We start from the raw sequence: 22,488 nt of genomic DNA, 5'->3' as shown, positions 1-22,488 counted from the left end.
TTTTTGAACTTTCTCCCTTTATTGATGGAATGGGTGGTGACGCGCCCACGCCCCGGCCAGATCCTCGCACGCGCGTGGCGCCAACACCCCCAGCCGCACCTGCCCCGGCAAGCCGAAGGACGCGCAGTCCCGCAGCTTGATACCTTCCTCGCGCAAGGCTGCCAATGCAGCCGGCAAGTCCTGCACCCCAGGCCGTGCCACGAAGTAGTTGGCCAGGCTCCCGGGCAAGACGGCCCAGCCCAGCGATTCGCACAGCGCCTGCTGCTGCGCCTTCCAGGCCCGCAGCGTGTCCAGGCTGTCGCCCAGCCAGCGCTGGGTGGAGGCAAGGGTCCATGCCGTGAGCAACGCCACGCCGTGGGCGCCGATGGGCCACGATGGCGCCAGCGACTGCAGCGCGGCCAGGTCTTGCGGCGGCTGCGCCTGCGGCGCAATGGCATAGGCCGCGCGCACGCCCGTCAGGCCCAGGGCCTTGTTGGGCGTCCACAGCTGCCAGGCGTGGGCGGGCATGTGGCTGGCGGTGCCCTCCAGGCGCAGGGGGGCGTAGGCGCAGTCGAGCACGCGCAGTGCGCCGTCTTGCGCTCCGATCTGGGCCCAGGCTGCCAGCGCGGGGTCGGGCGTGCCGAGCGGGCTGGCGGGCTCGCAGGCCCAGCACAGGCCGGTGACCGCCGGGTCCGCACCGGGTACGGCGGGCCGCACGTCCAGCCCCCAGGCCTGCGCCGCGCGCGTGTAGTCCCCATAGCCATGCACCGGCACCGCCACGGCCCGCACGCCCTGCCGGGCGGCGAAGGCGGTGATGCGGTGGATGAATTCGCTCGCGCTGCCCGCGATCACGATGCGCGCCGGCGCCACGCTGTGGAACGCGCCCAGGTGCTCGCGCAACGCGGTGTAGGCCGGGTCGGGGTAATGCCGGGCATCGGCTTCGCGCAGCGCCTGGACCGCCCCGGGGCACGGGCCGCAGGCGTTGCTGTTGGTGGAAAAGTCGTGCAGCGGCACGCCCAGGGCGTCCGGGCCGCCGTGCAGGGGGGCGAGCGCCGTCACATCCATTGCAGCACCCACAATGCTATTGAAAAGTGAGCAACCAGGGCAATCAATCCGCCGGCAACCACCACTTTCGATGCCCAGCCTGCCGCCCGGGGCGTGTCGCGGGCGTCAGCGCCCCGCCCTTCGTGGTTGAGCGTGTACACGCCGGGCTTGGCCAGGCGCACGCCCAGGGCCAGCGCCATGGCGGCCATGGGCCAGCCGCTGTTGGGCGACGGCGTGCGGCGCGCCTGGGCTGACAGCACGCGCCAGCGCGGGCCGCCGGCGATGGCCCACAGCAGCAGCGCCGTGAGCCGCGCCGGCAGCCATGACAGCACATCGTCCGCGCGCGCCGCCCATTTGCCCGCCCACTGCCAGTAACGCCCGCCGCGCATGCCGGGGTAGCCCCACATGGCATCGGCCGTGTTGGCGAAGCGGTAGAGCGCGGCGCCGGGCAGGCCCAGCAGCGCGAACCAGAACAGCGGCGCGACCACGGAGTCGTTGAGGTTCTCGGCCAGCGACTCGATGGCGCTCTCGCGCACCTGCACAGCGTCGAGCACCTGCACGTCGCGGCTCACCAGGCGCGCCAGGCGCGCGCGCCCGGCCTCCAGCGATTCGGCCAGGGCGGCTTCCACCGCCAGCACCTCGTCGCGCAGCATGCGCCAGGCCAGCAGCGGCTTGAGCAGCAGCGCCATCAGCACCGCGGCCAGCCATGGCGGCGCGTGGAGCAGCACCGCCCACTGCAGCACCGCCGAGACGATCAAAACCACGGCGGCCAGTACACACCACAGCAACGCTGCCAGCCCGAAAGACCGCCAGTCGCGTGCAGTGGGCGCGCGGGGCGCCACCCGGTCGCCGCCGGCCTGCAGCGCGCGGCCCATCCAGACCACGGGGTGCACGGCCACGGGCGGCTCGCCGAAGCACCGGTCGATGGCCAGCGCGAGCGGCACTGCCGCGGCGGGCGCGAGGGCCAGGGCCCAGGCGGCGTCCATCAACCGGGGCCCTTTTCGCCGGCGGCCGGCATCGGATCCGCGGCGACGCCTTCCGCCAGCCAGGGCGCCGGCTGGCCCCAGGCGTTGTCGAACACCACGGTGTGAAGCGGCGCGCGGCGCGCCCAGCGCTCCTGCTGCAGCATGGGTTCTTCGTAGAAGCCGTGCACCGGGCCGATGGACAGCAGCGCCACCGCCTCGGCACCGGGCGGCAGGCCCAGCAGTGCGCCCACGGCAGCGGGGTCGAACATGGACACCCAGCCCATGCCCAGCCCCTCGGCGCGCGCGGCCAGCCACAGGTTCTGCAGCGCGCAGGCGACCGAGGCCAGGTCCATCTGCGGCAGCGTGCGGCGACCGAACACGTGCGCCTCGCGGCCATCGGCCAGCGCCACGGCGATGCACTCGGCCGCATCGTGCAGGCCCTCGACCTTCAGGCGCAGGAACTCCGCGCCGCGCTCGCCCAGCGCCTCGGCCGTGCGCAGGCGCTCGGCCTCCACACAGGCGTGCAGGCGCCCGCGCAGCACCCCATCGGCCACGCGGATGAAACGCCAGGGCTGCATGAAGCCCACGCTGGGGCCGTGGTGCGCGGCCTCCAGCAGCCGCGCCAGCACCTCGGGCGCGACCTGCCCGCCCGCGAAGTGGCGCATGTCGCGGCGCTCGCGGATGGCGCGGTACACGGCGGCGCGCTCCTCTGCGGAGAAGGCGGCGCCCTGCGCACTGTCGGTGGGCGGCGCGGGGGACGGCATCGCGGCGCGGGGGCGGTCGGCGGGGCTCAATCCTCGATGCCGCGCTGCGCCGGCACGCCGGCCTGGAACGCGTGCTTGACCATGCCCATCTCGGTCACGGTGTCGGCCAGCTCGATCACCTCGGGCGGGCAGCGGCGGCCGGTGAGCACCACGTGCACATGGCGCGGGCGGTCGCGCAGCACCTGCAGCACCTCGTCGAGCGGCAGCCAGCCGTAGATGAGCGGGTAGGTGATCTCGTCCAGCACCACCAGGAAGAATTCGCCGCCCAGCACGGCGGCGCGCGCGCGCTCCCAGCCGGCGCGGGCCAGTTCGGCCGACTGGTCGATGTCGCGGCTCTTCCAGGTGAAGCCGTCGCCCAGGCCCTCGATGGGGATGCCCAGCTGCTCGAACATGCGGTGCTCGCCGAAGCGCGCGGTGGGCACCTTCATGAACTGGAAAATCTTGACCGGCTTGCCGCGCCCGTGGGCGCGCAGGGCGAGGCCGAACGCGGCGGTGCTCTTGCCCTTGCCGTTGCCGGTGTTGACGAGCACGATGCCGCGGCGCTCGCCGTCGGGTTTTTCGGAGCGCCGTTCGGCGGGAGGGGTTTCGATCTGCATGCGCAATGTCTCGGAAGTCGTTCGAAAAAAAGAGGGCGACAGCGGTGGCCGGGAGGGTGGCCGGCCCTAGTCGATGCGGGGCAGCGAAACCCACAGGCCCGCCACCTGCTGCACCTGGATGCGCTGGTCGAACACGGCCTGCAGCGCGGCGTGGGTGGCCGGATCGGCGCAGGCGCCATGGTGCACGATGCGGCCGCGGTCCATGATGGCCATGTCGTCGGCCTGGAGCGCGAGCGACACCTCGTGCAGCACGCTCACCACCGTGCCGCCGCCCGCCGCCAGCGCGCGCATGGCGTGCAGCCAGTCGGCCTGGTGCGGCGGATCGAGGTTGGCCAGGGGTTCGTCCATCAGCAGCACCTCGGCCTGCACGGCCAGCGCGCGCGCCAGCAGCACCCGCTGGCGCTCCCCGCCCGACAGTTGCCCGAGCGGCCGGTGGCGCCAGTCCCAGGCCTGCGTGGTGCGCAGGGCCTGCTCCACCGCCGCATGGTCGGCGGCGCTGGCCGGGGCCATCCAGCGCTGGTGCGGCAGGCGCCCGAGCATGGCGACGTCGTAGGCCGTGAGATCGTCCGCCGAGGCTTCGTTCTGCCCCAGCCAGGCCAGCCGGCAGGCGCGCTCCCGGGCCGGCATGGCGGCCAGGGGCCGGCCCAGCAGTTCGACCCGGCCCGACACCGCCGCGCCGCGCAGCAGGCCCGCCAGCACTTTGAGCAAGGTGGACTTGCCGGCGCCGTTGGGGCCGACCACGCTGGTCCAGCGGCCGGCGGGCACGGCCAGGTCCACGCCGTTCAATACCGGGGCATTTCCGATGTGTGCCGCGATGTTGATTGCCTCGATTGCTATGTTTTTCATAGCGAATGGCCCTGCATCGAGCGCCGGTGCATCAGCCACAGCAGGTAGGTGCCGCCCAGCGCCGCGGTGAGCACGCCCACGGGCAGCTCCTGCGGCGCCAGGATCCAGCGTGCAAGTATGTCGGCCGCCAGCAGCAGCGCCGCGCCCATCAGGCTGGACAGCACGATGTGCCGTTGGTGCGTGACCTTGACGATGGAGCGCACCAGGTGCGGCGCGGCCAGCCCCACGAAGGCGATCAGGCCGGTCTGCGCCACGGCCGTGCCGGTGGCCAGCGCCATGGCCGCCACCAGCCCCGCGCGCATGGGCGCCAGCGGCAGGCCCAGGCTGGCGGCCGTGGCCTCGCCCAGCGTCAGGCCGTCGAGCGCGCGCGACAGGGTCCACGCGGCGATGCCGCACAGCGCCCACGCCCCGGCCATGAGCGCGCAGGCCACCCAGCCGACGAAGCTGGTGCTGCCCAGCGTGAAGGCCTGCATGGCCTGCAGGATGTCCGGCGAGGCCAGCTCCACCAGGTCGCGCAGCGCACCCAGCACCACGCCCACGATCACCCCGGCCAGCAGCAGACGCAGCGTGTGCTGCACCCCGCGCGCCAGCACCAGGGTCAGGGCCACGGCGCCGGCCGCGCCGAGAAACGCCATGCCGGTGACGCCCAGCCGCGCCAGCCACTGCGCCGCCATGGGCGACACGCCGAACACCACCATCGCCAGCGCGCCGCCCAGCGCCGCGCCCGAGGCCGAGCCCAGCAGATACGGATCGGCCAGCGGGTTGCGGAACAGGCCCTGCGCCACCGCTCCCGCCAGCCCCAGCAGCGCGCCCGCCAGCCAGGCGCCCAGCGTGCGCGGCAGGCGGATCTCCCACACGATCTGCCAGGCCACCGGGTCCTGCCCCATGCGCAGCAGGCTGTCGAATCCCGTGCTGCCCACGCAGGCGCCGACGACCAGCAGCAGCGCGCTGGCGACCAGCAGGCAGGCGCCCAGCCACGCGGCGCGGCGCGGGCCGGGGCCGGGCTGCGCGGCATGCGAGGCCGCCGGCACAGGCTGCGATGGCATTGGCGATGACGATGGCATGGCGGGTGCGCCGTCCGGGGGCACGCTCATGGCGCCTTGTCCGCCAGGCAGCGCGCCATGATGCGCGCGGCCTCGGCCATGCGCGGGCCGGGGCGCACCACCACGTCGGCCTCGCCGGGGCCGAACAGACACACGCGCTGCTCGCGCACGGCTTTCAGGCTGTTCCAGCCCGGGTACATCGCCATGGACTGCATGCTGCGGTTGCCCACCATCATCACGTCGGGCCGCGCCCGCACGACGAACTCGGGATTCAGCCGCGGGAACGGGCCCAGCTCGGGCGGCACCACGTTGCGCGCGCCCAGGCGCGCCAGCGTCTCGCCGATGAACGAGGCCGTGCCCGCCGCATACGGCCCCCGGCTCACCTCGAAATACACGCGGGCCCCGCGCGCGCGGGCCGGCAGCGACTGCGTGGCGGCCTGCACGCCGGCGTCGATCACGCGCCACAGCCGGTCGGCCCCCTGCTCCTGCGGCACGCCGAGCAGCTGGCCCAGCGTGGCGAGCACGCGGCGCACGTCGGCATGGGTCTTGGGCTCCAGCGCCACCACCTTGAGGCCCAGCGCCTCCAGCCGGTCGCTGGCGCGCGAGCTGGTGGCCAGCAACACCACGTCGGGCTGCAGGGCGACGATGGCCTCGATGTTCGGATCGATGCCGCCGCCCAGTTGCGGCAGGCGCTGCACGGCTTCGGGCCAGTTGGAATAGCGGTCCACGCCCACCAAGCGCTGGCATTGCTGCAGCTCACACACGCTCTCCGTCAGCGAGGGCAGCAGGCTCACGATGCGCTGCGGCGGCTGGGCGAATACGACGGTGCGCCCGCGCGCATCGGTCACCTCGAAGCCCTGCGCGGCCGTGACACCCGCCGTGAAGACGAGGGCCGCGAGCGCCAGCCCCACGGGCCACCGGCGAGCGGCATGGCAGCGCGGGCGTTGCAAGAAGCGGTGCGTCATGGCGTGTCCTTCAACGTGAGCGGCAGGCCCGCCGCGACCAGGGTGACGCGCTGGCAGGCCTCGGCCACGCGCTGATTCAGGCGCCCCAGTGCATCGACGAAGGCGCGCACCTCGCGGCCCATGGGAATCACGCCCAGGCCGATCTCGTTGCCCACGAGCACCACCGGACCGGGGGACTGGCCGATTGCTCCTAAAAACATAGCGCACTGCCCTAGCCAATCATGCGCTGGAGGCTGATTTGGCTCCAAACCCTCCGAGACCGGCGCTGGGGCCGGGGCCGGCATGAGCCAGTTGGTGAGCCAGAGCGTGAGGCAGTCCACCACGATCAGCGTGTCGGCGCTGCCGTGGCGGGCGATGGCGCGGGCCAGGTCGAGCGGCTCTTCCAGCGTGCGCAGGCCGGGCACGCGCTCGGCGCGGTCGCGCTGGTGGCGCGCGATGCGTTCGCGCATCTCGTCGTCCCAGGGCTGCCCGGTGGCGATCAGCAGCGCGCGGTGCGTGGGCGAATCGGCCAGCCACTGGCGCGCCAGCAGCTCGGCACGGCGCGACTTGCCGCTCTTTTGGCCGCCCAGGATCAGCTCGCTGGCGGCAATGGGGCCAGGGCTGCTCATGCCGCCCCCCGTGGCGCATCCGGGTCGGCGCCCAGCAGGGCCGCCACCGCGCGCGGGCTCGACGGAAACCAGGCGTGGAAGTAGCTCGCGTGGATGCTGCCATGGCGGTACAGCGCCTCGCCCGGGCCGGGCGGCCCCGCGTGCGCAGGCCGCTCGGTGCGCCCTCGCACCGGGGCCGGGCTGTCGCAGGTGGAGTAGTGGAAGGTATGGCCGCGCAGCACGTGGCCGTCCACGTCCAACTGCTGCGGCCCCAGGGCCGCCAGCCGTTTCTGCATGGCCACGCGGCCCGGCAGCAGCCCCCACAGGGGCCGGTGCTGGCCGTCGGCCAGGGTGATCGATTCGAACAGCGCCATCATGCCGCCGCATTCTGCCCACACCGCGCGGCCGGCCTGCACGTGCGCCCGCAGGCTGGCCTGCATGCCAGTGTGGCCGGCGATGCGGTCGGCATGCAGCTCGGGGTAGCCGCCGGGCAGCCAGACCGCATCGCACGGCGGCAGCGCGGCATCGGCCAGCGGCGAAAACCGCACCACCCGCGCGCCCAGCGCCTCCAGCGTGTCCAGGTTGGCGCGGTAGATGAAACAGAACGCCGCATCGTCCGCCACCGCCACCGTGCGGCCCTCCAGCAGCGGCGGCACGGGCTCGGGCCGCTCGGGCGCGGCAAAGCGCACGGCCCAGCGCTGCAGTTCGTGCGGTTGCAGGCGACCGAGCGGCGTGGCCGCCAGCGCATCGGCCGCGGCGTCCAGCCGCGCCAGGCCATCGGCCAGCTCATGCGCGGCCACCAGGCCCAGGTGCCGCTCGGGCAGCAGGCCGGCCCGCGCCCGTGTGGAGGCAGCGGGTGTGGCCATGGCACCGTCGTGTGCATCCCGCTGCACGCGCGGCAGCGCGCCCATCCAGTCCGCGGGATCGTTGAGACCTGCGCGCAGCAGGTCGGCATGGCGTTCGGTGGCGACGCGGTTGGCCAGCACCCCGGCCCACGGCAGGCCCGCGCGGTAGTGCCGCAGGCCGTGCACCACGGCCCCCAGCGTGGCGCCCATGGCCGACGCATCGACCACCGCCAGCACCGGCAGCCCGAAGCGCTGCGCCAGATCGGCCAGGCTGGGGGCGCCGTCGAACAGGCCCATCACGCCTTCGATGAGGATCAGGTCGGCCTCGCGCGCGGCGGCATGCAGGCGCTGCGCGATGTCGGCCTCGCCGGTCATCCACAGGTCGATCTGGTGCACCGGGGCGCCGCTGGCCAGCTGGTGCCAGCAGGGGTCGAGGAAATCGGGGCCGCACTTGAAGACCCGCACCCGGCGCCCCTGGCGCGCGTGCAGCCGCGCGAGCGCCGCCGTCACGGTGGTCTTGCCCTGGCCGGACGCGGGTGCGGCGATGGCGATGGCGGGACAGCCCACGCTGCCCGCCATGCCAGCCGCTTCTTCTTCTCGCGCTGCTTCTCCCCTCGCCCTCATGGGTTCTTCATCGCTGGCTGCGCCGCGGTCATTGCGGCGCCCATTTGAGGCCCGCATAGAACGTGCGCCCCGCCGTGGCATAGGTGCGGGCCAGCTGGTAATCCTTGTCGGCCAGGTTGTCCACACGCGCCAGCAGCGTCACGTCGCGTGCGATGCGCGTGCTGGCATACAGGTTGACGAGCGTGTAGCCGCCCAGCACCGTGGTGTTGGCCGCGGTGTCGAAGCGCCGGCCCGAGGCCTGCACTTCGGTGCCCAGCGTCCAGCCGGCGACCTGGGTGTCGGCCCCCAGCGTGCCGTGGCGCTTGGAGCGCCGCGCCAGCAGCCGCCCCGTGTCTTCGTCGCGCGGGTTCTGGAAATCCACCGATCCGCGCAACTGTACGCCGGCCACCTTGTACGAGCCTGACAGCGTCACGCCGTCGTACTTGGCGCGCGCGGCGCTGGCATAGCAGCCGAAGTTGGACTGGCAGCCGCCCGCCCCGCCGAACACGATGAGGTTCTTCACGCGGTTGCGGTAGGCCACGGCCGAGAAGGTGCCGGCGCCCTCGGCCCAGCGCAGGCCCACCTCGGCATTGCGGCCCTCTTCCGGCTTGAGCGATGCCAGGCCGTATTCGCTGAAGCGCTGGTACAGCGTGGGCGCGCGGAACGAGGTGCCCACGGACGCGGTGGCGCGCCACTGCGGCGTGATGGCATAGCCGTAAGCGGCGCTGCCGGTGTTCTGGCCGCCGAACTCGCTGTCGGAGTCGTGCCGCACGTTGAACTGCAGCGTGTGGCCACCGGCATTGAAACCGTAGCCCAGCGCGAGCGCGTCTTGCGAGCGCTTGCGGTCGATGGGCGCGTTCTCCAGGTGGTCCTCGCGGCGCTCCAGGGCCGCCGTCACCAGGTGCGGGCCCTGGCGCCATTCGTTCTGGAACAGGTAGCCGCGCAGGCGCGTGTCGGAGAGGTACACGGAAGGCCGCGTCTCGTAGCGGTCGCGCGAGTCGGTGACCGACACGCGGGTGGTGTACTGCGGGCTCCACTTCGCGGCCCAGTTCAGGCCGAGGGCGTGCATGCGGTGCAGGTTGCGGTCGTCGTTGCCCAGCGGCAGGGTGTCGTAGCCGGAGTTCATCTCGCTGGCCACCAGCGTGCCTTCCAGGCGGTGGACTGCATCGATCTGCAGGCCCACCCGGGCGTTGCCGGACGTGCGGCGATAGCCGTCCTTGTCGGGGTTCTGCGTGGCGACGGTGCGGGCGTTGAAGCCCTGGCTCGTCTCGCGCGCCAGGCCCACGGCGTAGTCCACCGCGCCGGTGGCGCCGCTCACACCGGCCTCGGCCTTGTAGGTGCCCTGGCTGCCCACGCCGACGCCCACGTAGGGGGCGGTGCCGGCCTCGCCCCGGCGCGTGAAGATCTGTACCACGCCGCCGATGGCGTCCGAGCCGTACACCGCGCCGGCCGGGCCGCGCAGCACCTCGATGCGGTCGATGACGGCCAGCGGAATGGCCTCCCACGGCGCGCCGCCGGTGGACTGCGAATCCATGCGCACGCCGTCGATGTACACGGCCGTGAAGCGCGTCTCGGCGCCGCGCAGGTACAGGCTGGTGGCGCTGCCCGGGCCGCCGTTGCGGACCATCTCGACGCCGGGCAGGCGGGCCAGCACGTCGGCCAGGCCGGTCGCGCCGCTGTTCTCGATGGCCTCGCGGTCCAGCACGGACACGTCGGCCACCAGGTCGGCCAGCGGCTGGGGCGTGCGCGTGGCAGCCACCACGGTTTCGCCCAGGGAGGGCACGCGCTGGTTCTGCGCCAACAGCACGGGGGCATCCTGCGCGTGGGCGGCGGGTGCGGCGGCGAACGCGAGGGCCAGGGACACGGCCAGGGCGGCAGGCCGCAGGGGCGAGGCAGGGGAAGGTACGGCGGCGGCAATGGCAGCGGCGCGCGCGGGAAAGAAGGGCTTTTTCATGGAAACAGACAGACTGGCAAACATCCCCGCGCCGGCTTCCCCGCCGGCATTGGGCGAAACAGCCGCGCCTTCAGGACCATGGCGGTCCCAAGCGCGGCCACGTTGTTGGCCGGTATCCGGGCTGGCGGAGCGCCCTCCAGCGCCTTCCCAGGCGCTTGTTCAAGGCGTCCAGTGGCTCATGGCTGGAGAGTGAGTCGAAGAAAAAAGGGCCGACTCGTCCGCTGACCGTTGCGGGGGCAGCGCAGGCACGGCGCGCTCTGGCGAACGCAACCTTCCTGCTTCCCGTTGAACTGCAGCATGCGAACCATGCTGCGAGCACCAACCCGTGGATTTTACGGGTGTTGCAGCCTGTAAACGCCGCCGGATGGGCGGGTGGTGGCGCCAACCCTACAATCGCGGCTGTATGGATCCATCCTCTCCCATCGACCAGATCGCCGAACGCGTGGAGCGGCTGCTGTTGCGCCATGCGGAACTGCAGCGCGCCAATGCCTTGCTGACCGCCCAGGTGGTCCATCTCACCCAGGAGCGAGACTCGCTCAAATCCCGGCTCAACACCGCCCGCGCCCGTGTGGACGCGCTGCTGGAGAGCCTGCCCGCGACGCCCCCCTCGAAGAACGCCGAATGAAGCAGATCGAAGTCCAGATCATGCAGCAGAGCTATCTGCTGGGCTGCCCCGAGGGCCACGAATCGCGCCTGCTGCAGGCCGTGGAGCGCGTGGACACCGCGATGACGCGCATCCGCGATGCCGGCAAGGTGCGGGCCCGCGAGCGCATCGCCGTGCTGGCGGCGCTCAACCTGGCCTTCGAGATCGCCGACCGCGAAGAGGCCGACCTGGCCTCCGCTGCGCAGGCCCAGGCTGCAGCCCCGACGGAGCCCGCGCCGCTGGCCCCTGCCGCTGGCCCGCAATCCGCCGATGGCTTGGCGCCATCGCACGCCTCTCACGCCTCGCTGGCGGGCGACCCGTCCGGCCAGATGCAGTTGCTACTGCGCCGCCTGGACGATGCGCTCGGCGACGACGGCCGCCTTCTTTAAGAAACGTTACGCAACGGCCGCTCGCGCGCCGTGGATGCAGCGCCTACAATGGAGACGTCTGCGGTGCTGCCGGGCTTTATATTTCCTTGAACCAATGCTCATTGAGCACGGGCTTGGTACATTGCCCGGTGAGCGTGATCATCTCGCGTCAGATGAACCCAACGCCTGGCTGCCCTCGCCCACCTGAACCCCCGGTTCAGGATGCCGGTCCGGTGGCATTCGCAGACACCTGTTTCCCCCCGCGGCCCGGCGGTCTTCACGCCGGCGTCGACAATCCCCACGAATAGCTCTGGCGGCTCGCCAGCAGGTTTCTGAAGGCTTCGGCCGGCATCGCCGGCGCGCACAGATACCCCTGGAAATAACGGCAGTCCATCTGCTCCAGCGCCATGCGCTGCTGCTGGGTTTCCACGCCCTCCGCCACCACTTCGATGTGCAGTGCGCGCCCCATGTGCACGATGGCATTGATGATGGCGCGGTCGCCGTCGTCGTCCGGCAGGCCCCGCACGAACGACTGGTCGATCTTGAGCTTGTGGATCGCCAGCTTCTTCAGATAGGCCAGGCTGGAATAGCCCGTGCCGAAATCGTCGATGGCCAGGCCGATGCCCAGCTCGGCGAGCGCCTGCAGGCGCTGCTCCATCTCCTGCGCGTCCTGCAGCAGGATGGTTTCGGTCAGCTCCAGTTCGAGCAGCGAGGCCGGCAGCCCGTGCTTGAGCAAGAGCTGCGTGAGCCGATCGACGAAATCGGGCTGGCGAAATTCCAGCGCCGATACGTTGACGGCCATCACGAGCGGCGAGCCCGAGCGCATCCATCGCGCAGCCTCCTGCACGGCCTGCTCCATGACCCATGAACCCAGCGTGATGATGTAGCCGGACTCTTCGGCCAGCGGAATGAAAACGCCAGGCGAAATGGGCCCCAGTTCCGGATCGGTCCAGCGCAGCAGCGCCTCGGCGCCCACCACGCTGCCGGTCGCCATGGCGACCTGCGGCTGGTAGTGGACCACCATGCGCTGCTCCCCCAGTGCCTGGCGCATGGCGTGTTCGAGCTTCATGCGCGACAGCAGGTCGGCATTCATCTGCGGCTGGTAGAAGCCGTAGCTTCCGCGGCCACGCTCCTTCACGCGGTACATGGCGGTGTCGGCCTGCTTGATGAGGTCGTCCAGCGTCTCGCCGTCCTGCGGGTACAGCGCCACCCCGATGCTGCACTGGATGGAAAACCCCATGCCGTCGAGCATGAAGGGCCGCAGCATGTCCTCGAGCATGCGGCGCGCCACGCCTTCGGCGATCGCGGCATCGCCCCCGTGCAGGTACACCACGAACTCATCGCCGCCCAGGCGGCACAGCATGTCGCTCTGGCGCAGGCAGCCCTGCAGGCGCTTGGCCACGATCTGCAGCACGCGATCGCCGAACAGGTGGCCCAGGGAGTCGTTGATGATCTTGAACCGGTCCAGGTCCACGAACAGGATGGCGAAGGTGCCGGCGTCCGGGCGCGGCCCCTGCTGGATCGCGTCGATGGCTTCGCCCACGCGGCGCGACAGGCGCAGCCGGTTGGGCAGGCCGGTGAGCACGTCGCTGTACGCCAGTTCCTCGATGCGCGTGCGGGCCGCGTGCTGTTGCGTGAGGTCGCGCATGAAGCCGATGCTCTGCAGCGCATTGCCCGTCTCGCTGCGCAGCACCACCCACGACAGGTGCACCGCGCAGGCCCGTCGCGCGGCCCCGTTCGCGCCGCCCTCGGGCAGGCGCAGCTCGCCCTCCCAGAAGCCGTCGCGGTCCCACGCCGCCAGGACGTGTTCCATCCAGCCAGGCTGCGCGCCCTCGGCTCCGAAGAGCGAGACCGCGGGCACGCCCTGCAAGGCGACCGCGGGCGCACCGATCAGCCGCTCGCAGCTCGGGTTCATGCGCACGATCTGGTGCCGGTCGTCAGCGATGAAGATGGCGTCCAGGCTGGAATCGAACACCCGCGCGGCCAGCCGCAGGCTGGCCTGCGCCTCGGCGTTGAGCGTCACGTCGCGGAACGAGAACACCCGGCCCACGGGGCGGCCCTGGCTCAGCTGCGGCACCGAACGGCGCTCGATGATGGTGCCGTTGCGCAGGTGCAGGATGTCGGTGGTGTCGCGGCCCGGCTCCAACGCGATGGACGACAGCCGCGCCCGGTAGGCATCGGCATCGGCCACCTGCTGCTGCATGTGGGCCACCACGGCGGCGTCGTTGCGCTGCACGAGCAGGTTCTCGGGCATGTCCCACAGCTGCGCCAGCCGCTGGTTGAAGGCCCGCATGCGCCCGCCCATGTCGCACACCAGAATCCCATCGGCCGCGGAGTCGAGCGTGGCGCGCAATTCGGACAGCAGGATTTCCAGCTCGCGCTCGGTCGAGGCCTGCTCGCGGCGATCGATCATGGTCACCAGCAGCAGTGCCTCGCCCGCGGGCGAATCCACGCGCGACACGCGCCGGTCCACCGGAATGAACTGGCCGTCGCCGCCCAGCAGGCCGGAGTGCGACTGGATGCCGCGCATCAGCGCATCGTGGTCCTGCGCCCAGAAGTACAGGTCTTCCGGCGTACAGGCCAGCAATTCGACGGCGTCCGCGCCTTCCATGGTTTCGGGGGAGCGCCCGAGCAGCGCGGCCGCGCTCTGATTGGCGAAGCGCACCGTGAGCCCCTCGGGCTCGACCAGCCACACGGCCTCCAGCAAGCCGTCGAACACGGCGCGCCACACGCTGCCTTGCGGACCGCGGATCACGTCCGGGCCCCGGTCGGCGCGGCGTCGACGGCCCGTTCGAAGTAGTAGCAGATCCTCTTGCGGGGCGACAGGTAGTCGAGCGCATCGCGCGGCAGCTGCGCGGGCCGCAGGCTGCGGCGGATGCCCAGCGCCGGCTGGTCTTCCAGGTCGATCACCAGGGCATCGTCCTTGGAGACGCCGGACTCGTGCACGATCACTTTGGGCCGCAGCGGGCGGGCGGAGTTCACGGCCGTGACGATAGCGTAGCGGTCGTCCACGAGCTGCACGATCGAGCCCGGTGGGTACACGCCCATCATGCGAATGAAGGCCCGCAGGACCACCGCATCGAAACGTTGCTTGTGCTGCGCGAAGATCACCGACAGCGCCTCGTGCGGGGTCAGCGCGTTGGCGCCCCGCAGCGGGTTGCACAGCCGGTCGTAGTAGTTGACCAGGGCCAGCACCTGCCCTCCGCGGGAGATGTCGGCCCCTTTGAGCTGGAGTGGAAAGCCCGTGCCATCGGCCATTTCATGGTGATGCGCGATGGCCTCGATGACGGCGGTGCTCAGGCCCATGCGCTCTGCCAGCACGACGGATTCGCCGACATGCGCCTCGTACAGGGCCTGGTCGGCCGGACCCAGCGCGGAATGCGGCTGAGCCACATGGGGCGGCAGGGTGATCTTGCCCAGGTCGTGCAGCAACGCGGCCGCGCCCAGGGGCTGCAAGTCGTCGCCCAGCAGGCCCAGGGCCTTGCCCAGCAGCAGCGACAGCACCATCACGTTGACCGAATGCAGCGCCGCGCGCGTGCCCACCCGTTCCGAGAGCAGGCGGATGGCGGAGTCGCCCTGGTCGAGCAGCTCATCCACGCAGCTGGACACCAGCGCGTTGGTGGAGGCACGCGCCTCCGAAGGGTCCTGCTCGGCGCTGGTGGCCAGGCGCTCGTACACCCGCGTGGCGCGCGCGAAGCGCTCGTCGCAGGCGGCCAGGGAGCGGCTCTGCGCCTTGATGCGCTCGCGGAACTCCGCCATGGAGGCCTGGGCGATCGAAGGCCCAGTCTCCACCGGCGCCCGGGCGGCTTCGGTCACGGGATCGGGGGCGGAAGGATGGCCGGGCGGCAGCAGGCCCTGCACCGACGGATCGCTTTTGGAAGGAATCCACCGCACCTGGGACAGGCCCAGGGCGGCGAGGGTACTGATCTGCTCCGGCGAGGCGATGCGGAAACTGCTGACCGGAAAAGGGTGGTTCATCCAGCCCAGATCGAGCTGAATGTACATGCCTACACGCAGCCGGCCGACATCGATGAGAAGGGGATTAGTCACTTTCGGGGGGCGCCGGAAGGCGCCACGGGGACGCCGGGGTATTGGTAACCATTATCACCAGTTAATACACCCCCGAATCAAATGTCAAAAACTTCACGAACCCCGATCACGATAGCCGTTGTTAACCCCCTGTTCGAAGGGCTTGGCTAGAGACACCAGGGCTCGGCCTGGCGGTGGAAGACGTCCATCCACAGCCCCCAGGCGGCAATTCCGAACAGCAGCAGGCCGGACAGCCGCACGCCCCACCCTCCTCGGGCATCCCCGGCAGCACCACCGCCCCGCAGCCGCTGCCAGAGCCACTGGCCTGCCACCAGCCAGGCCGTGCCGCCCGCGCCGAAGCAGACCATGGCCAGCGCCCCGCGCCAGGGGTTTCCGGTCAAGGCCGCGAGCAGCAGCGCGGAATACAGCAGGCCGCAGGGCATGCAGGCCCAGGCCAGGCCCGTGGAGAACAGGCCGCCGGGCGAGCGCACCCAGGGGGCGACGCGCTGCCACAGCACGCGGCCCGCGTGGTCCACCCAGGCCGGCTGACGCGCCTGGAACACCAGCAGCACGGCCCAGGCGAGCACGGCGACGTGCAGCAGCGTCCAGGCCGGCCGCAGCGCAGCCGCCTGCTGGGTCAGCCAGGCCAGGCGGTCCATGGCCCAGGCCGCCATCGCGCCCGCCAGGGCGTACCCGGCCAGCCGGCCCAGATGGAAAGCCAAAGGCCGCGTCCACACGCGCCCCGCCGGCAAAGCCAGGCCGCGGCCCGCCCATCGCACCGGCTGCGCCCCCCCGCTTGGCGCGGTGGCATGGCCCAGGCCACCCGTGCGCACCAGCGCCCCGCAGGGCGCCGCGCACATCGCCAGGCAATGCGGGCCGCCCGCCAGCCCCATGGCCAACGCGGTCCAGACCAGGGTGTCGGGCATGGCGGCGTCCTTGCAGCTCAGATGATGCGGGAAAAGCGCGCGCGGTTGCGGTCGGCCTGCAGGTAGCGGTCGAACAGCATGGCCACGCCGCGCACGAAGAACCAGCCCATGGCCGTGACCTCGATGCCTTCCTGGCCGAGCACGACCAGGCCCTGTGCCTGCAAGTCTTCCAGCGCCTGCAGCTCGGTGGCGAAGTACTGCCGGAAATCGATGAGCCACGCCTGCTCCACCGGCTCGAACAGCACCTCGCCCTGGCACATCAGCGCCATGATGACGGAGCGGCGCACCAGGTCATCGCGCGTGAGCGCCAGGCCGCGCACGACCGGCAGGCGCCCCTGGTTGATGAAGTCGTAGTACTCGTCCAGCGTCTTGGCGTTCTGGCTGTAGGTGGCGCCCACGCGGCCGATGGCCGACACGCCCAGGCCGAGCAGGTCGCAATCGGGCTGGGTGCTGTAGCCCTGGAAGTTGCGGTGCAGCCGGCCCTGGCGCTTGGCCACGGCCAGCGCGTCGCCCGGCAGCGCGAAGTGGTCCATGCCCACATAGACGTAGCCGGCGTCCTGGAACGACCGCAGCGATTGCGACAGCATGGCCACCTTCGACGCCGCCAGCGGCAGGTCGGCCGGCACGATGCGGCGCTGCGGCTTGAAGCGCTCGGGCAGGTGGGCATACGCATACAGCGCGATGCGGTCGGGCCGCAACCGGCCCACCTGCTCGAGCGTGCGCTCGAAGGACTCGGGCGTCTGCCGCGGCAGGCCGTAGATCAGGTCCATGTTGATGGAATCGAAGCCCAGCGCCCGCGCGCTGGCCACCAGGTCGAAGACCTGGCTTGCCGGCTGGATGCGGTGCACGGCCTTCTGTACTTCGGGGTCGAAGTCCTGCACGCCGAAGCTCAGGCGGTTGAAGCCCAGTTCCGCCAGCAGCGCCAGCCGGCCCGCGTCCACCGTGCGCGGATCGATCTCGATCGAATACTCGCCGCCGGGAGCGAACGTGAAGCTGCGCTGGAGCATGGCCATCAGCGACCGCAGGCCGTCGTCCGACAGGAACGTCGGGCTTCCTCCGCCCAGGTGCAGCTGGCTCACCACCTGCCCTACGCCGCACTGGGCCGTGTGCAGGTCGATCTCGCGGCTCAGGTAGCGCAGGTAGACCTCGGCCCGTTCGGGGTGGCGGGTGATGATCTTGTTGCAGGCGCAGTAGTAGCACAGCGACTCGCAAAAGGGGATGTGCACATACAGCGACAAGGGCAATGCCTTGGCGGCCGACCCCAGGCGGCGCTGCTGCAGCGCGAGAACGTATTCGTCCTGTCCGAAGGCCTCCACGAACCGGTCGGCGGTCGGGTAGGAGGTGTAGCGGGGGCCGGGCACGTCGAAGCGGCGCAGGAGTTCAGAGGTGACAGCGATCATGGGATTTCCTTGTGCCTGCCCAATGTGCCGCAGCCTTCCCGGGAAACCCTTGACCTGGGTCAAGGGTTCTGCAGGCGCACGCTGCCACAATTGATCCATGACAGGCGCCTTGCGTTCGCCCGGGGCTTTCCACCCTGCCGGCCGCCCGTCCTTCCCTCACCGAAAAGGCCTTTGCCCATGAATCCGCAAACCATCAAAGTGGCATGCTCGAACTGCAACCTTCGCGAGCTGTGCATGCCGCTGGGCCTGAACGATCAGCAACTGCAGCGGATCGACGACATCGTGGCCGTGCGCCGCAAGGTCAAGCGGGGGGCCACCCTGTTTCGCAACGGCGAGCCCTTCAGCTCGCTGTTCGCCATCCGCACCGGCTTCTTCAAGACCTGCGTGGCGACCGAAGACGGCCGCGACCAGGTCACGGGCTTCCAGATGGCCGGCGAGATCATCGGCCTGGACGGCATCGTCAGCGACCACCACACCTGCGACGCCGTCGCGCTGGAAGATGCCGAGGTCTGCGTCATGCCCTTTGACCGCATCGAGGAGCTGTCGCGCGAGGTCACGGCGCTGCAGCACCACGTGCACAAGATCATGAGCCGCGAGATCGTGCGCGAGCACGGCGTGATGCTGCTCCTGGGCAGCATGCGGGCGGAAGAGCGCCTGGCGGCCTTCCTGCTCAACCTGGTGCAGCGCCTGCATGCCCGGGGCTTCTCGCAGTCCGAACTCGTGCTGCGCATGACGCGCGAGGAAATCGGCAGCTACCTCGGCCTCAAGCTGGAGACGGTGAGCCGCACCTTCTCGAAGTTCGTCGAGGACGGCATCGTCGAGGTCAAGCAGCGCCACGTGCGCATCCTGGAGACCGCGGCGCTCAAGCGCATCGTGAACTCGCAGAACTGCCACTGAGCGGCCGGGCCCCGGCACCGGCGCTGGCATTTCATGCGCCCGGGTGGTGGCGCGCGCAGTCCGCGGGCCGGTCAGTCACGGGCACGGGGCAGCGGTTCAGCTCGAACGGCGACATGGCCAGCAGCGTGGTGAGCGCGCTCGACGCCATCGTCACCAGCCAGAAAGCGAAGAAGGCGATGGTGTAGACCCCCTCGCGCGAGAGCGCCAGCGGCTGTCCGAACCAGTGCATGTCCTGTGGGTCCACCAGGGCAAAGACCAGCATTTCCAGCACGCCCGCCATCAGGAAGGCGGGCCATGCAATCCACATGAGGCGTTGGGTCCACATTGCGCTTGTCTCCTCGTTTCGGGGGTGGTGCGGACAGGCCGCTTTCAGCGCGGCTGGTCCTGCGCGGGGGTGGCCGCATGGTTGCGCGCCTTCATGGCCGGGGCCAGGCTGTTCGGCGCGCCCTGCAGCGTCTTGTTGATCTCGATGCCCTGGCGGTAGTAGTCCTCGGCCACCACCGGGTCGGGGCGCACGACCGCCACCCACAGCGTGGTGAAGCCCGCCACGACCACGATGGCCGGCCCGGCAATGACCATCCAGACGAAGCCGAACTTCCACCAGGGAGCGGCCGAAGGAACGGGAGCCGGTGCGGCGGCGGTAGGGGATGGCATGGTGTTCACTCCTGACAGGAAAAGAAAGGCGGCCGGGCCAGGGGCCTGGCGCCTGCAACGGAAATGGTGGGGCCTGCGGCGCTCATCGCGGCACCAGGAACACCGACTTCTCGGCGACATGGCCGCCCGAGCCCAGCGCCTGCACGTCGAACTGCACGGCATGCGATCCGGGCGGCGCGGAGCCGTAGGGAATCTGAAGGCGCACGGCCACCCAGCGGGACTCGGCCGCGCCGATCTCCACCTCGGCGTCGGACGCCACGCGCAGCCCCTGCAGCCCGCTCGCGCCGATGCGGTAGCGCTGGCCGGACTCAGTGGCGTTCATGATCTGCAGGCGGTAGATGTTCTCCAGCTGCCCGCCGGCCACGATGCGCGAGAGCGCGGCGCGGTCGCGCACCACGTCCACCTTGAGCGGCGTGCGCAGCACCAGGCTGGACAGCAGCCCCACGCACAGCGCCACCAGCACCGCGCTGTAGACCAGCACGCGGGGGCGCAGCACGCGGCGCAGCATCTGCGCCCGGCCCCAGCGGGCCGCCACGCCGTTCTGCGTGGAAAAGCGGATCAGCCCCCGCGGGTAGTGCATCTTGTCCATCACGGTGTTGCAGGCGTCCACGCACAGCCCGCAGCCGATGCACTCGTACTGCAGGCCGTTGCGGATGTCGATGCCCACCGGGCACACCTGCACGCACAACGTGCAGTCGATGCAATCGCCCAGGCCGCGGGCCTTGTAATCCACCGTCTTGGTTCGGGGACCGCGCGGCTCGCCGCGCGCGTCGTCGTAGGTGACGATAAGCGTGTCGCGGTCGAACATGGCGCTCTGGAAACGGGCGTAGGGGCACATGTACTTGCACACCTGCTCGCGCATGAAGCCGGCATTGCCGTACGTTGCGAAGCCGTAGAACAGCACCCAGAAGATCTGCCAGACGCCCTGCATCGCCATCAACTCGCCCGACAGTTGGCGGATGGGCACGAAGTAGCCCACGAACGTGAAGCCCGTCCACAGCGCCACCGCGATCCAGAGGAACTGCTTGAGTGCCTTCTTGCGTACCTTCTCGAAGGTCCAGCCCCCAGCATCCAGGCGCAGGCGGGCGCTGCGGTCGCCCTCCACCCGGTGCTCGATCCACATGAAGATCTCGGTGTACACCGTCTGCGGGCAGGCGAAGCCGCACCACAGGCGCCCCGCCACCGCGGTGAACAGGAACAGCGACATCGCGCTGACGATGAGCAGGCCCGTGAGGTAGATGAAATCCTGCGGGTACAGCACCAGCCCGAACAGGTAAAAGCGCCGCGCCCCCAGGTCGAACAGCACCATCTGCCGCTCGCCCCACTGCAGCCAGGGCAGCGCATAGAACACGAGCTGCGTGAGGGCCACCATGGCCCAGCGCCAGCGGGCGAACACGCCGCGGATGGAGCGCGGGTAGATCTTCTTTTGCGCCTCGTACAGCGACACCATCTCGGCGGCCGCATCGGCAGCGCCAGACGCGACCGGGGTGATGGGAATGACCTTGCGGGCAGGCCCGCTGGGTGGCTTCATGGCAGTTCTCGAAAGGGTGGGCCGGCAAGGGAACGCGTCAGCGGCTGCGCCGCCGGCCAGGGCGCGCCGAGGGAAAGGCCCGGATCGCGTTCCCCGGTGGCATCGGCGCCGTCAGCGCACCGCGTTCGCGCGGTGGGACAGACCCCATACGTAGGCGGTGAGCACGCCGATCTGCGCCTCGGTCAGCTTGTCGGCCTGGGCCGGCATCACGTTGACCTTGCCGTGGTTGACCATGGTGGTAATGGCCGCCTCGCCCCAGCCGTGCAGCCAGACGTCGTCGGTCAGGTTGGGCGCACCCAGGGCCGTATTGCCCTTGCCGTCCATGCCGTGGCAGGCCGCGCAGGCGGTGAACTTGGACTTGCCCAGCGAGGCGCGCAGCGAATCGTGCGGGCTGCCCGACAGGCTCAGCACATAGTGCGCGAGGTTGCGGATCTCCTCCGGCGAACCCACGGCCGCGGCCATGGGCGGCATGGTGCCCATGCGGCCCTTCTCCAGCGTCTCGCGGATGTTCTCCGGCGCGCCGCCGTGCAGCCAGTCGTTGTCGGCCAGGTTGGGAAAGCCCTTGCTGCCGCGTGCGTCCGAGCCGTGGCACTGCGCGCAGTTGTTCATGAACAGGCGCTCGCCGATGGCCATGGCCTCGGGGTTGGCGGCCATCTCCTCGGTCTCCATCGCGGCGAAGCGAGCGTACAGCGGCGCGAGCTCGGTGCGGGCCTTGGCCATCTCGGCCTCGTACTCGCCGGCCTGCGTCCAGCCGAACTGGCCGGCAAATCGGCCCAGGCCCGGATAGACGGCCAGGTAACCGAAGCCGAAGACGATGGTGAGCACGAACAGCCACATCCACCAGCGCGGCATGGGGTTGTCCATCTCCCGCAGGTCCTCGTCCCAGACGTGGCCCGTGGTGTTGTCGGTGCTGGGCGCGACCTTCTTGCGGGCCGTGATCCAGAGCAGCAGCAGGCAGCCCAGGATGCCGACCACGGTCAGCCCCGCCACGTACACCGACCAGAAATTGTGGGTGAAGTCACTCATGTCGTTCTCATTGTTTTTTGCGGATCAGTCTTGCTCGAAGGGCAGGCGCGCGGCCTCCTCGAACCGGGCCCGGTTGCGGCGCGAGAACGCCCAGACCAGGATGCCGAGGAAGCACGCCAGCGATGCCAGCGTGGCGACGATGCGCACAGTGGTGATGTCCATGACCAGCTCCTTGGGGTTCGTTACTTGAGGGCGCGGCCCATGACCTGCAGGTAGGCCACGAGCACGTCCATCTCGGTCTTGCCCTTGACCTCCTCGGACGCGGCGGCGATCTGCTCGTCGGTGTAGGGCACGCCCACCGTGCGCAGCGCCTTCATGCGCGGCGCGGCCACGGCGGGATCGACGGGCGTCTTCTCCAGCCAGCTGTAGGCGGGCATGTTGGATTCGGGCACCACGTCGCGCGGGTTGTTCAGGTGGATGCGGTGCCACTCGTCGCTGTACTTGCCGCCCACGCGGTGCAGGTCGGGGCCGGTGCGCTTGCTGCCCCACTGGAAAGGGTGGTCGTACACGAACTCGCCGGCCACCGAGTAGTGGCCATAGCGCAGCGTCTCGGCGCGGAAGGGGCGGATCATCTGCGAGTGGCAGTTGTAGCAACCCTCGCGCAGGTAGATGTCGCGGCCCAGCAGCTGCACCGCGGTGTAGGGCTGCACACCCGTCACGGGTTCGGTGGTGGACTTCTGGAAGAACAGCGGCACGATCTCGGCCAGGCCGCCGATGGCGACCACCAGCACGATCAGCACGATCATCAGGAAGTTGTTGGTCTCGATCTTCTCGTGCGAGAAGCCGGCCGATTTGGGGTTGTGTTCGGACATGGAATGCGCTC

23 protein-coding genes and 1 riboswitch are annotated in these 22,488 nt (G+C 70.6%); of the genes, 3 read left to right on the top strand and 20 right to left on the bottom strand.

Annotated elements, in window-relative coordinates; genetic code table 11:
• Nucleotides 1-18: 18 nt before the first annotated feature.
• The 10 genes from AVTE2539_RS06195 to AVTE2539_RS06150 all read right to left on the bottom strand — a co-directional run bounded on the left by AVTE2539_RS06195 (nucleotide 19) and on the right by AVTE2539_RS06150 (nucleotide 10,191).
• Nucleotides 19-1,044, bottom strand: a complete 1,026-nt coding sequence (locus AVTE2539_RS06195; RefSeq protein WP_502868870.1) for an aminotransferase class I/II-fold pyridoxal phosphate-dependent enzyme — start codon at nucleotides 1,042-1,044, stop codon at nucleotides 19-21.
• On the bottom strand, nucleotides 1,035-2,009 hold the full coding sequence (gene cbiB / locus AVTE2539_RS06190; protein ID WP_284408936.1) for an adenosylcobinamide-phosphate synthase CbiB: 975 nt from the start codon (nucleotides 2,007-2,009) through the stop codon (nucleotides 1,035-1,037). Before cbiB ends, AVTE2539_RS06195 begins: the two co-directional genes overlap by 10 nt.
• Complete coding sequence (bluB, locus tag AVTE2539_RS06185; RefSeq protein WP_284409453.1) at nucleotides 2,009-2,752, bottom strand: 5,6-dimethylbenzimidazole synthase; 744 nt, start codon at nucleotides 2,750-2,752, stop codon at nucleotides 2,009-2,011. The genes cbiB and bluB overlap by 1 nt, the downstream gene beginning before the upstream one ends.
• 26 nt (nucleotides 2,753-2,778) lie before the next feature.
• A complete protein-coding gene (gene cobO, locus AVTE2539_RS06180) occupies nucleotides 2,779-3,348 on the bottom strand; it encodes a cob(I)yrinic acid a,c-diamide adenosyltransferase (RefSeq protein ID WP_272564138.1) in 570 nt (189 codons plus the stop codon).
• Nucleotides 3,349-3,414: 66 nt separating this feature from the next.
• Nucleotides 3,415-4,194, bottom strand: coding sequence for an ABC transporter ATP-binding protein (locus tag AVTE2539_RS06175; RefSeq protein ID WP_284408934.1), 780 nt, complete (start codon nucleotides 4,192-4,194; stop codon nucleotides 3,415-3,417).
• Nucleotides 4,191-5,240, bottom strand: a complete 1,050-nt coding sequence (locus AVTE2539_RS06170; protein ID WP_272569754.1) for a FecCD family ABC transporter permease — start codon at nucleotides 5,238-5,240, stop codon at nucleotides 4,191-4,193. The genes AVTE2539_RS06175 and AVTE2539_RS06170 overlap by 4 nt, the downstream gene beginning before the upstream one ends.
• A 44-nt stretch (nucleotides 5,241-5,284) precedes the next feature.
• A complete protein-coding gene (locus AVTE2539_RS06165) occupies nucleotides 5,285-6,202 on the bottom strand; it encodes an ABC transporter substrate-binding protein (protein ID WP_284408931.1) in 918 nt (305 codons plus the stop codon).
• Nucleotides 6,199-6,810, bottom strand: coding sequence for a bifunctional adenosylcobinamide kinase/adenosylcobinamide-phosphate guanylyltransferase (locus AVTE2539_RS06160; protein ID WP_284408929.1), 612 nt, complete (start codon nucleotides 6,808-6,810; stop codon nucleotides 6,199-6,201). The genes AVTE2539_RS06165 and AVTE2539_RS06160 overlap by 4 nt, the downstream gene beginning before the upstream one ends.
• Nucleotides 6,807-8,213 (bottom strand): cobyrinic acid a,c-diamide synthase CobB, encoded by a 1,407-nt coding sequence (locus AVTE2539_RS06155; RefSeq protein WP_284408927.1) that lies wholly within the window; start codon nucleotides 8,211-8,213, stop codon nucleotides 6,807-6,809. Before AVTE2539_RS06155 ends, AVTE2539_RS06160 begins: the two co-directional genes overlap by 4 nt.
• 73 nt (nucleotides 8,214-8,286) lie before the next feature.
• On the bottom strand, nucleotides 8,287-10,191 hold the full coding sequence (locus tag AVTE2539_RS06150; RefSeq protein ID WP_284408925.1) for a TonB-dependent receptor domain-containing protein: 1,905 nt from the start codon (nucleotides 10,189-10,191) through the stop codon (nucleotides 8,287-8,289).
• A 90-nt stretch (nucleotides 10,192-10,281) separates the two neighbouring features.
• Nucleotides 10,282-10,528: riboswitch (cobalamin riboswitch) on the bottom strand.
• Nucleotides 10,529-10,594: 66 nt separating this feature from the next.
• On the opposite strand from AVTE2539_RS06150, the gene AVTE2539_RS06145 reads away from it, so the two are divergent.
• Together AVTE2539_RS06145 and AVTE2539_RS06140 are read left to right on the top strand one after the other, a co-directional pair.
• Nucleotides 10,595-10,816: a DUF904 domain-containing protein gene (locus AVTE2539_RS06145; protein ID WP_284408923.1), complete on the top strand. Its 222-nt coding sequence runs from the start codon at nucleotides 10,595-10,597 to the stop codon at nucleotides 10,814-10,816.
• Entirely contained in the window at nucleotides 10,813-11,223 is a 411-nt protein-coding gene (locus AVTE2539_RS06140) for a cell division protein ZapA (protein ID WP_284399253.1), read from the top strand. Before AVTE2539_RS06145 ends, AVTE2539_RS06140 begins: the two co-directional genes overlap by 4 nt.
• Nucleotides 11,224-11,479: 256 nt before the next feature.
• Here AVTE2539_RS06140 and AVTE2539_RS06135 read toward each other — a convergent pair whose 3' ends face one another.
• From AVTE2539_RS06135 to hemN, 4 genes are all read right to left on the bottom strand, one after another.
• Entirely contained in the window at nucleotides 11,480-13,957 is a 2,478-nt protein-coding gene (locus AVTE2539_RS06135) for a sensor domain-containing protein (RefSeq protein WP_284408921.1), read from the bottom strand.
• A complete protein-coding gene (locus tag AVTE2539_RS06130) occupies nucleotides 13,954-15,252 on the bottom strand; it encodes a cyclic di-GMP phosphodiesterase (protein ID WP_284408919.1) in 1,299 nt (432 codons plus the stop codon). The genes AVTE2539_RS06135 and AVTE2539_RS06130 overlap by 4 nt, the downstream gene beginning before the upstream one ends.
• A gap of 146 nt (nucleotides 15,253-15,398) precedes the next feature.
• Entirely contained in the window at nucleotides 15,399-16,157 is a 759-nt protein-coding gene (locus AVTE2539_RS06125) for a sulfite exporter TauE/SafE family protein (protein WP_284408917.1), read from the bottom strand.
• Between the two features lie 17 nt (nucleotides 16,158-16,174).
• On the bottom strand, nucleotides 16,175-17,557 hold the full coding sequence (gene hemN / locus AVTE2539_RS06120; RefSeq protein ID WP_284408915.1) for an oxygen-independent coproporphyrinogen III oxidase: 1,383 nt from the start codon (nucleotides 17,555-17,557) through the stop codon (nucleotides 16,175-16,177).
• Between the two features lie 177 nt (nucleotides 17,558-17,734).
• Between hemN and fnr the strand changes: the two genes are divergently transcribed.
• Nucleotides 17,735-18,454, top strand: a complete 720-nt coding sequence (gene fnr / locus AVTE2539_RS06115) for a fumarate/nitrate reduction transcriptional regulator Fnr (protein ID WP_272564148.1) — start codon at nucleotides 17,735-17,737, stop codon at nucleotides 18,452-18,454.
• 31 nt (nucleotides 18,455-18,485) lie between these two features.
• On the opposite strand, the gene AVTE2539_RS06110 is transcribed toward fnr, so the two are convergent.
• The 6 genes from AVTE2539_RS06110 to ccoO form a co-directional block, all read right to left on the bottom strand.
• Nucleotides 18,486-18,779, bottom strand: coding sequence for a hypothetical protein (locus AVTE2539_RS06110; protein ID WP_272548306.1), 294 nt, complete (start codon nucleotides 18,777-18,779; stop codon nucleotides 18,486-18,488).
• A gap of 44 nt (nucleotides 18,780-18,823) precedes the next feature.
• Entirely contained in the window at nucleotides 18,824-19,108 is a 285-nt protein-coding gene (locus AVTE2539_RS06105; protein ID WP_284408914.1) for a FixH family protein, read from the bottom strand.
• Between the two features lie 82 nt (nucleotides 19,109-19,190).
• Nucleotides 19,191-20,639, bottom strand: coding sequence for a cytochrome c oxidase accessory protein CcoG (gene ccoG / locus AVTE2539_RS06100; RefSeq protein WP_284408912.1), 1,449 nt, complete (start codon nucleotides 20,637-20,639; stop codon nucleotides 19,191-19,193).
• Nucleotides 20,640-20,750: 111 nt separating this feature from the next.
• Nucleotides 20,751-21,665 (bottom strand): cytochrome-c oxidase, cbb3-type subunit III, encoded by a 915-nt coding sequence (ccoP, locus tag AVTE2539_RS06095; protein ID WP_284408910.1) that lies wholly within the window; start codon nucleotides 21,663-21,665, stop codon nucleotides 20,751-20,753.
• Between the two features lie 24 nt (nucleotides 21,666-21,689).
• Nucleotides 21,690-21,827, bottom strand: a complete 138-nt coding sequence (locus AVTE2539_RS06090; protein WP_272548310.1) for a cbb3-type cytochrome oxidase subunit 3 — start codon at nucleotides 21,825-21,827, stop codon at nucleotides 21,690-21,692.
• 20 nt (nucleotides 21,828-21,847) lie between these two features.
• On the bottom strand, nucleotides 21,848-22,477 hold the full coding sequence (gene ccoO, locus AVTE2539_RS06085) for a cytochrome-c oxidase, cbb3-type subunit II (protein WP_272548311.1): 630 nt from the start codon (nucleotides 22,475-22,477) through the stop codon (nucleotides 21,848-21,850).
• Nucleotides 22,478-22,488 lie beyond the last annotated feature (11 nt).

It is taken from the genome of Acidovorax sp. SUPP2539, from assembly GCF_030158975.1.
Lineage (GTDB): Bacteria > Pseudomonadota > Gammaproteobacteria > Burkholderiales > Burkholderiaceae_C > Paracidovorax.
The sequence above is the reverse complement of the archived record's forward strand: the minus strand, read 5'-3'. Positions and strand labels throughout refer to the sequence as shown.

Bases quoted from the DNA above. Each gene is read 5' to 3' on its own strand.
- cbiB (WP_284408936.1), bottom strand. From the start codon at position 2,009: ATGGACGCCGCCTGGGCCCTGGCCCTCGCGCCCGCCGCGGCAGTGCCG.
- AVTE2539_RS06150 (WP_284408925.1), bottom strand. From the start codon at position 10,191: ATGAAAAAGCCCTTCTTTCCCGCGCGCGCCGCTGCCATTGCCGCCGCC.
- AVTE2539_RS06195 (WP_502868870.1), bottom strand. From the start codon at position 1,044: ATGGATGTGACGGCGCTCGCCCCCCTGCACGGCGGCCCGGACGCCCTG.
- ccoG (WP_284408912.1), bottom strand. From the start codon at position 20,639: ATGAAGCCACCCAGCGGGCCTGCCCGCAAGGTCATTCCCATCACCCCG.
- AVTE2539_RS06165 (WP_284408931.1), bottom strand. From the start codon at position 6,202: ATGACGCACCGCTTCTTGCAACGCCCGCGCTGCCATGCCGCTCGCCGG.
- hemN (WP_284408915.1), bottom strand. From the start codon at position 17,557: ATGATCGCTGTCACCTCTGAACTCCTGCGCCGCTTCGACGTGCCCGGC.
- AVTE2539_RS06175 (WP_284408934.1), bottom strand. From the start codon at position 4,194: ATGAAAAACATAGCAATCGAGGCAATCAACATCGCGGCACACATCGGA.
- AVTE2539_RS06145 (WP_284408923.1), top strand. From the start codon at position 10,595: ATGGATCCATCCTCTCCCATCGACCAGATCGCCGAACGCGTGGAGCGG.
- cobO (WP_272564138.1), bottom strand. From the start codon at position 3,348: ATGCAGATCGAAACCCCTCCCGCCGAACGGCGCTCCGAAAAACCCGAC.
- AVTE2539_RS06155 (WP_284408927.1), bottom strand. From the start codon at position 8,213: ATGGCGGGCAGCGTGGGCTGTCCCGCCATCGCCATCGCCGCACCCGCG.
- AVTE2539_RS06125 (WP_284408917.1), bottom strand. From the start codon at position 16,157: ATGCCCGACACCCTGGTCTGGACCGCGTTGGCCATGGGGCTGGCGGGC.
- AVTE2539_RS06160 (WP_284408929.1), bottom strand. From the start codon at position 6,810: ATGAGCAGCCCTGGCCCCATTGCCGCCAGCGAGCTGATCCTGGGCGGC.
- AVTE2539_RS06090 (WP_272548310.1), bottom strand. From the start codon at position 21,827: ATGGACATCACCACTGTGCGCATCGTCGCCACGCTGGCATCGCTGGCG.
- AVTE2539_RS06170 (WP_272569754.1), bottom strand. From the start codon at position 5,240: ATGCCATCGCAGCCTGTGCCGGCGGCCTCGCATGCCGCGCAGCCCGGC.
- fnr (WP_272564148.1), top strand. From the start codon at position 17,735: ATGAATCCGCAAACCATCAAAGTGGCATGCTCGAACTGCAACCTTCGC.
- AVTE2539_RS06105 (WP_284408914.1), bottom strand. From the start codon at position 19,108: ATGCCATCCCCTACCGCCGCCGCACCGGCTCCCGTTCCTTCGGCCGCT.
- AVTE2539_RS06140 (WP_284399253.1), top strand. From the start codon at position 10,813: ATGAAGCAGATCGAAGTCCAGATCATGCAGCAGAGCTATCTGCTGGGC.
- AVTE2539_RS06110 (WP_272548306.1), bottom strand. From the start codon at position 18,779: ATGTGGACCCAACGCCTCATGTGGATTGCATGGCCCGCCTTCCTGATG.
- bluB (WP_284409453.1), bottom strand. From the start codon at position 2,752: ATGCCGTCCCCCGCGCCGCCCACCGACAGTGCGCAGGGCGCCGCCTTC.
- ccoP (WP_284408910.1), bottom strand. From the start codon at position 21,665: ATGAGTGACTTCACCCACAATTTCTGGTCGGTGTACGTGGCGGGGCTG.
- ccoO (WP_272548311.1), bottom strand. From the start codon at position 22,477: ATGTCCGAACACAACCCCAAATCGGCCGGCTTCTCGCACGAGAAGATC.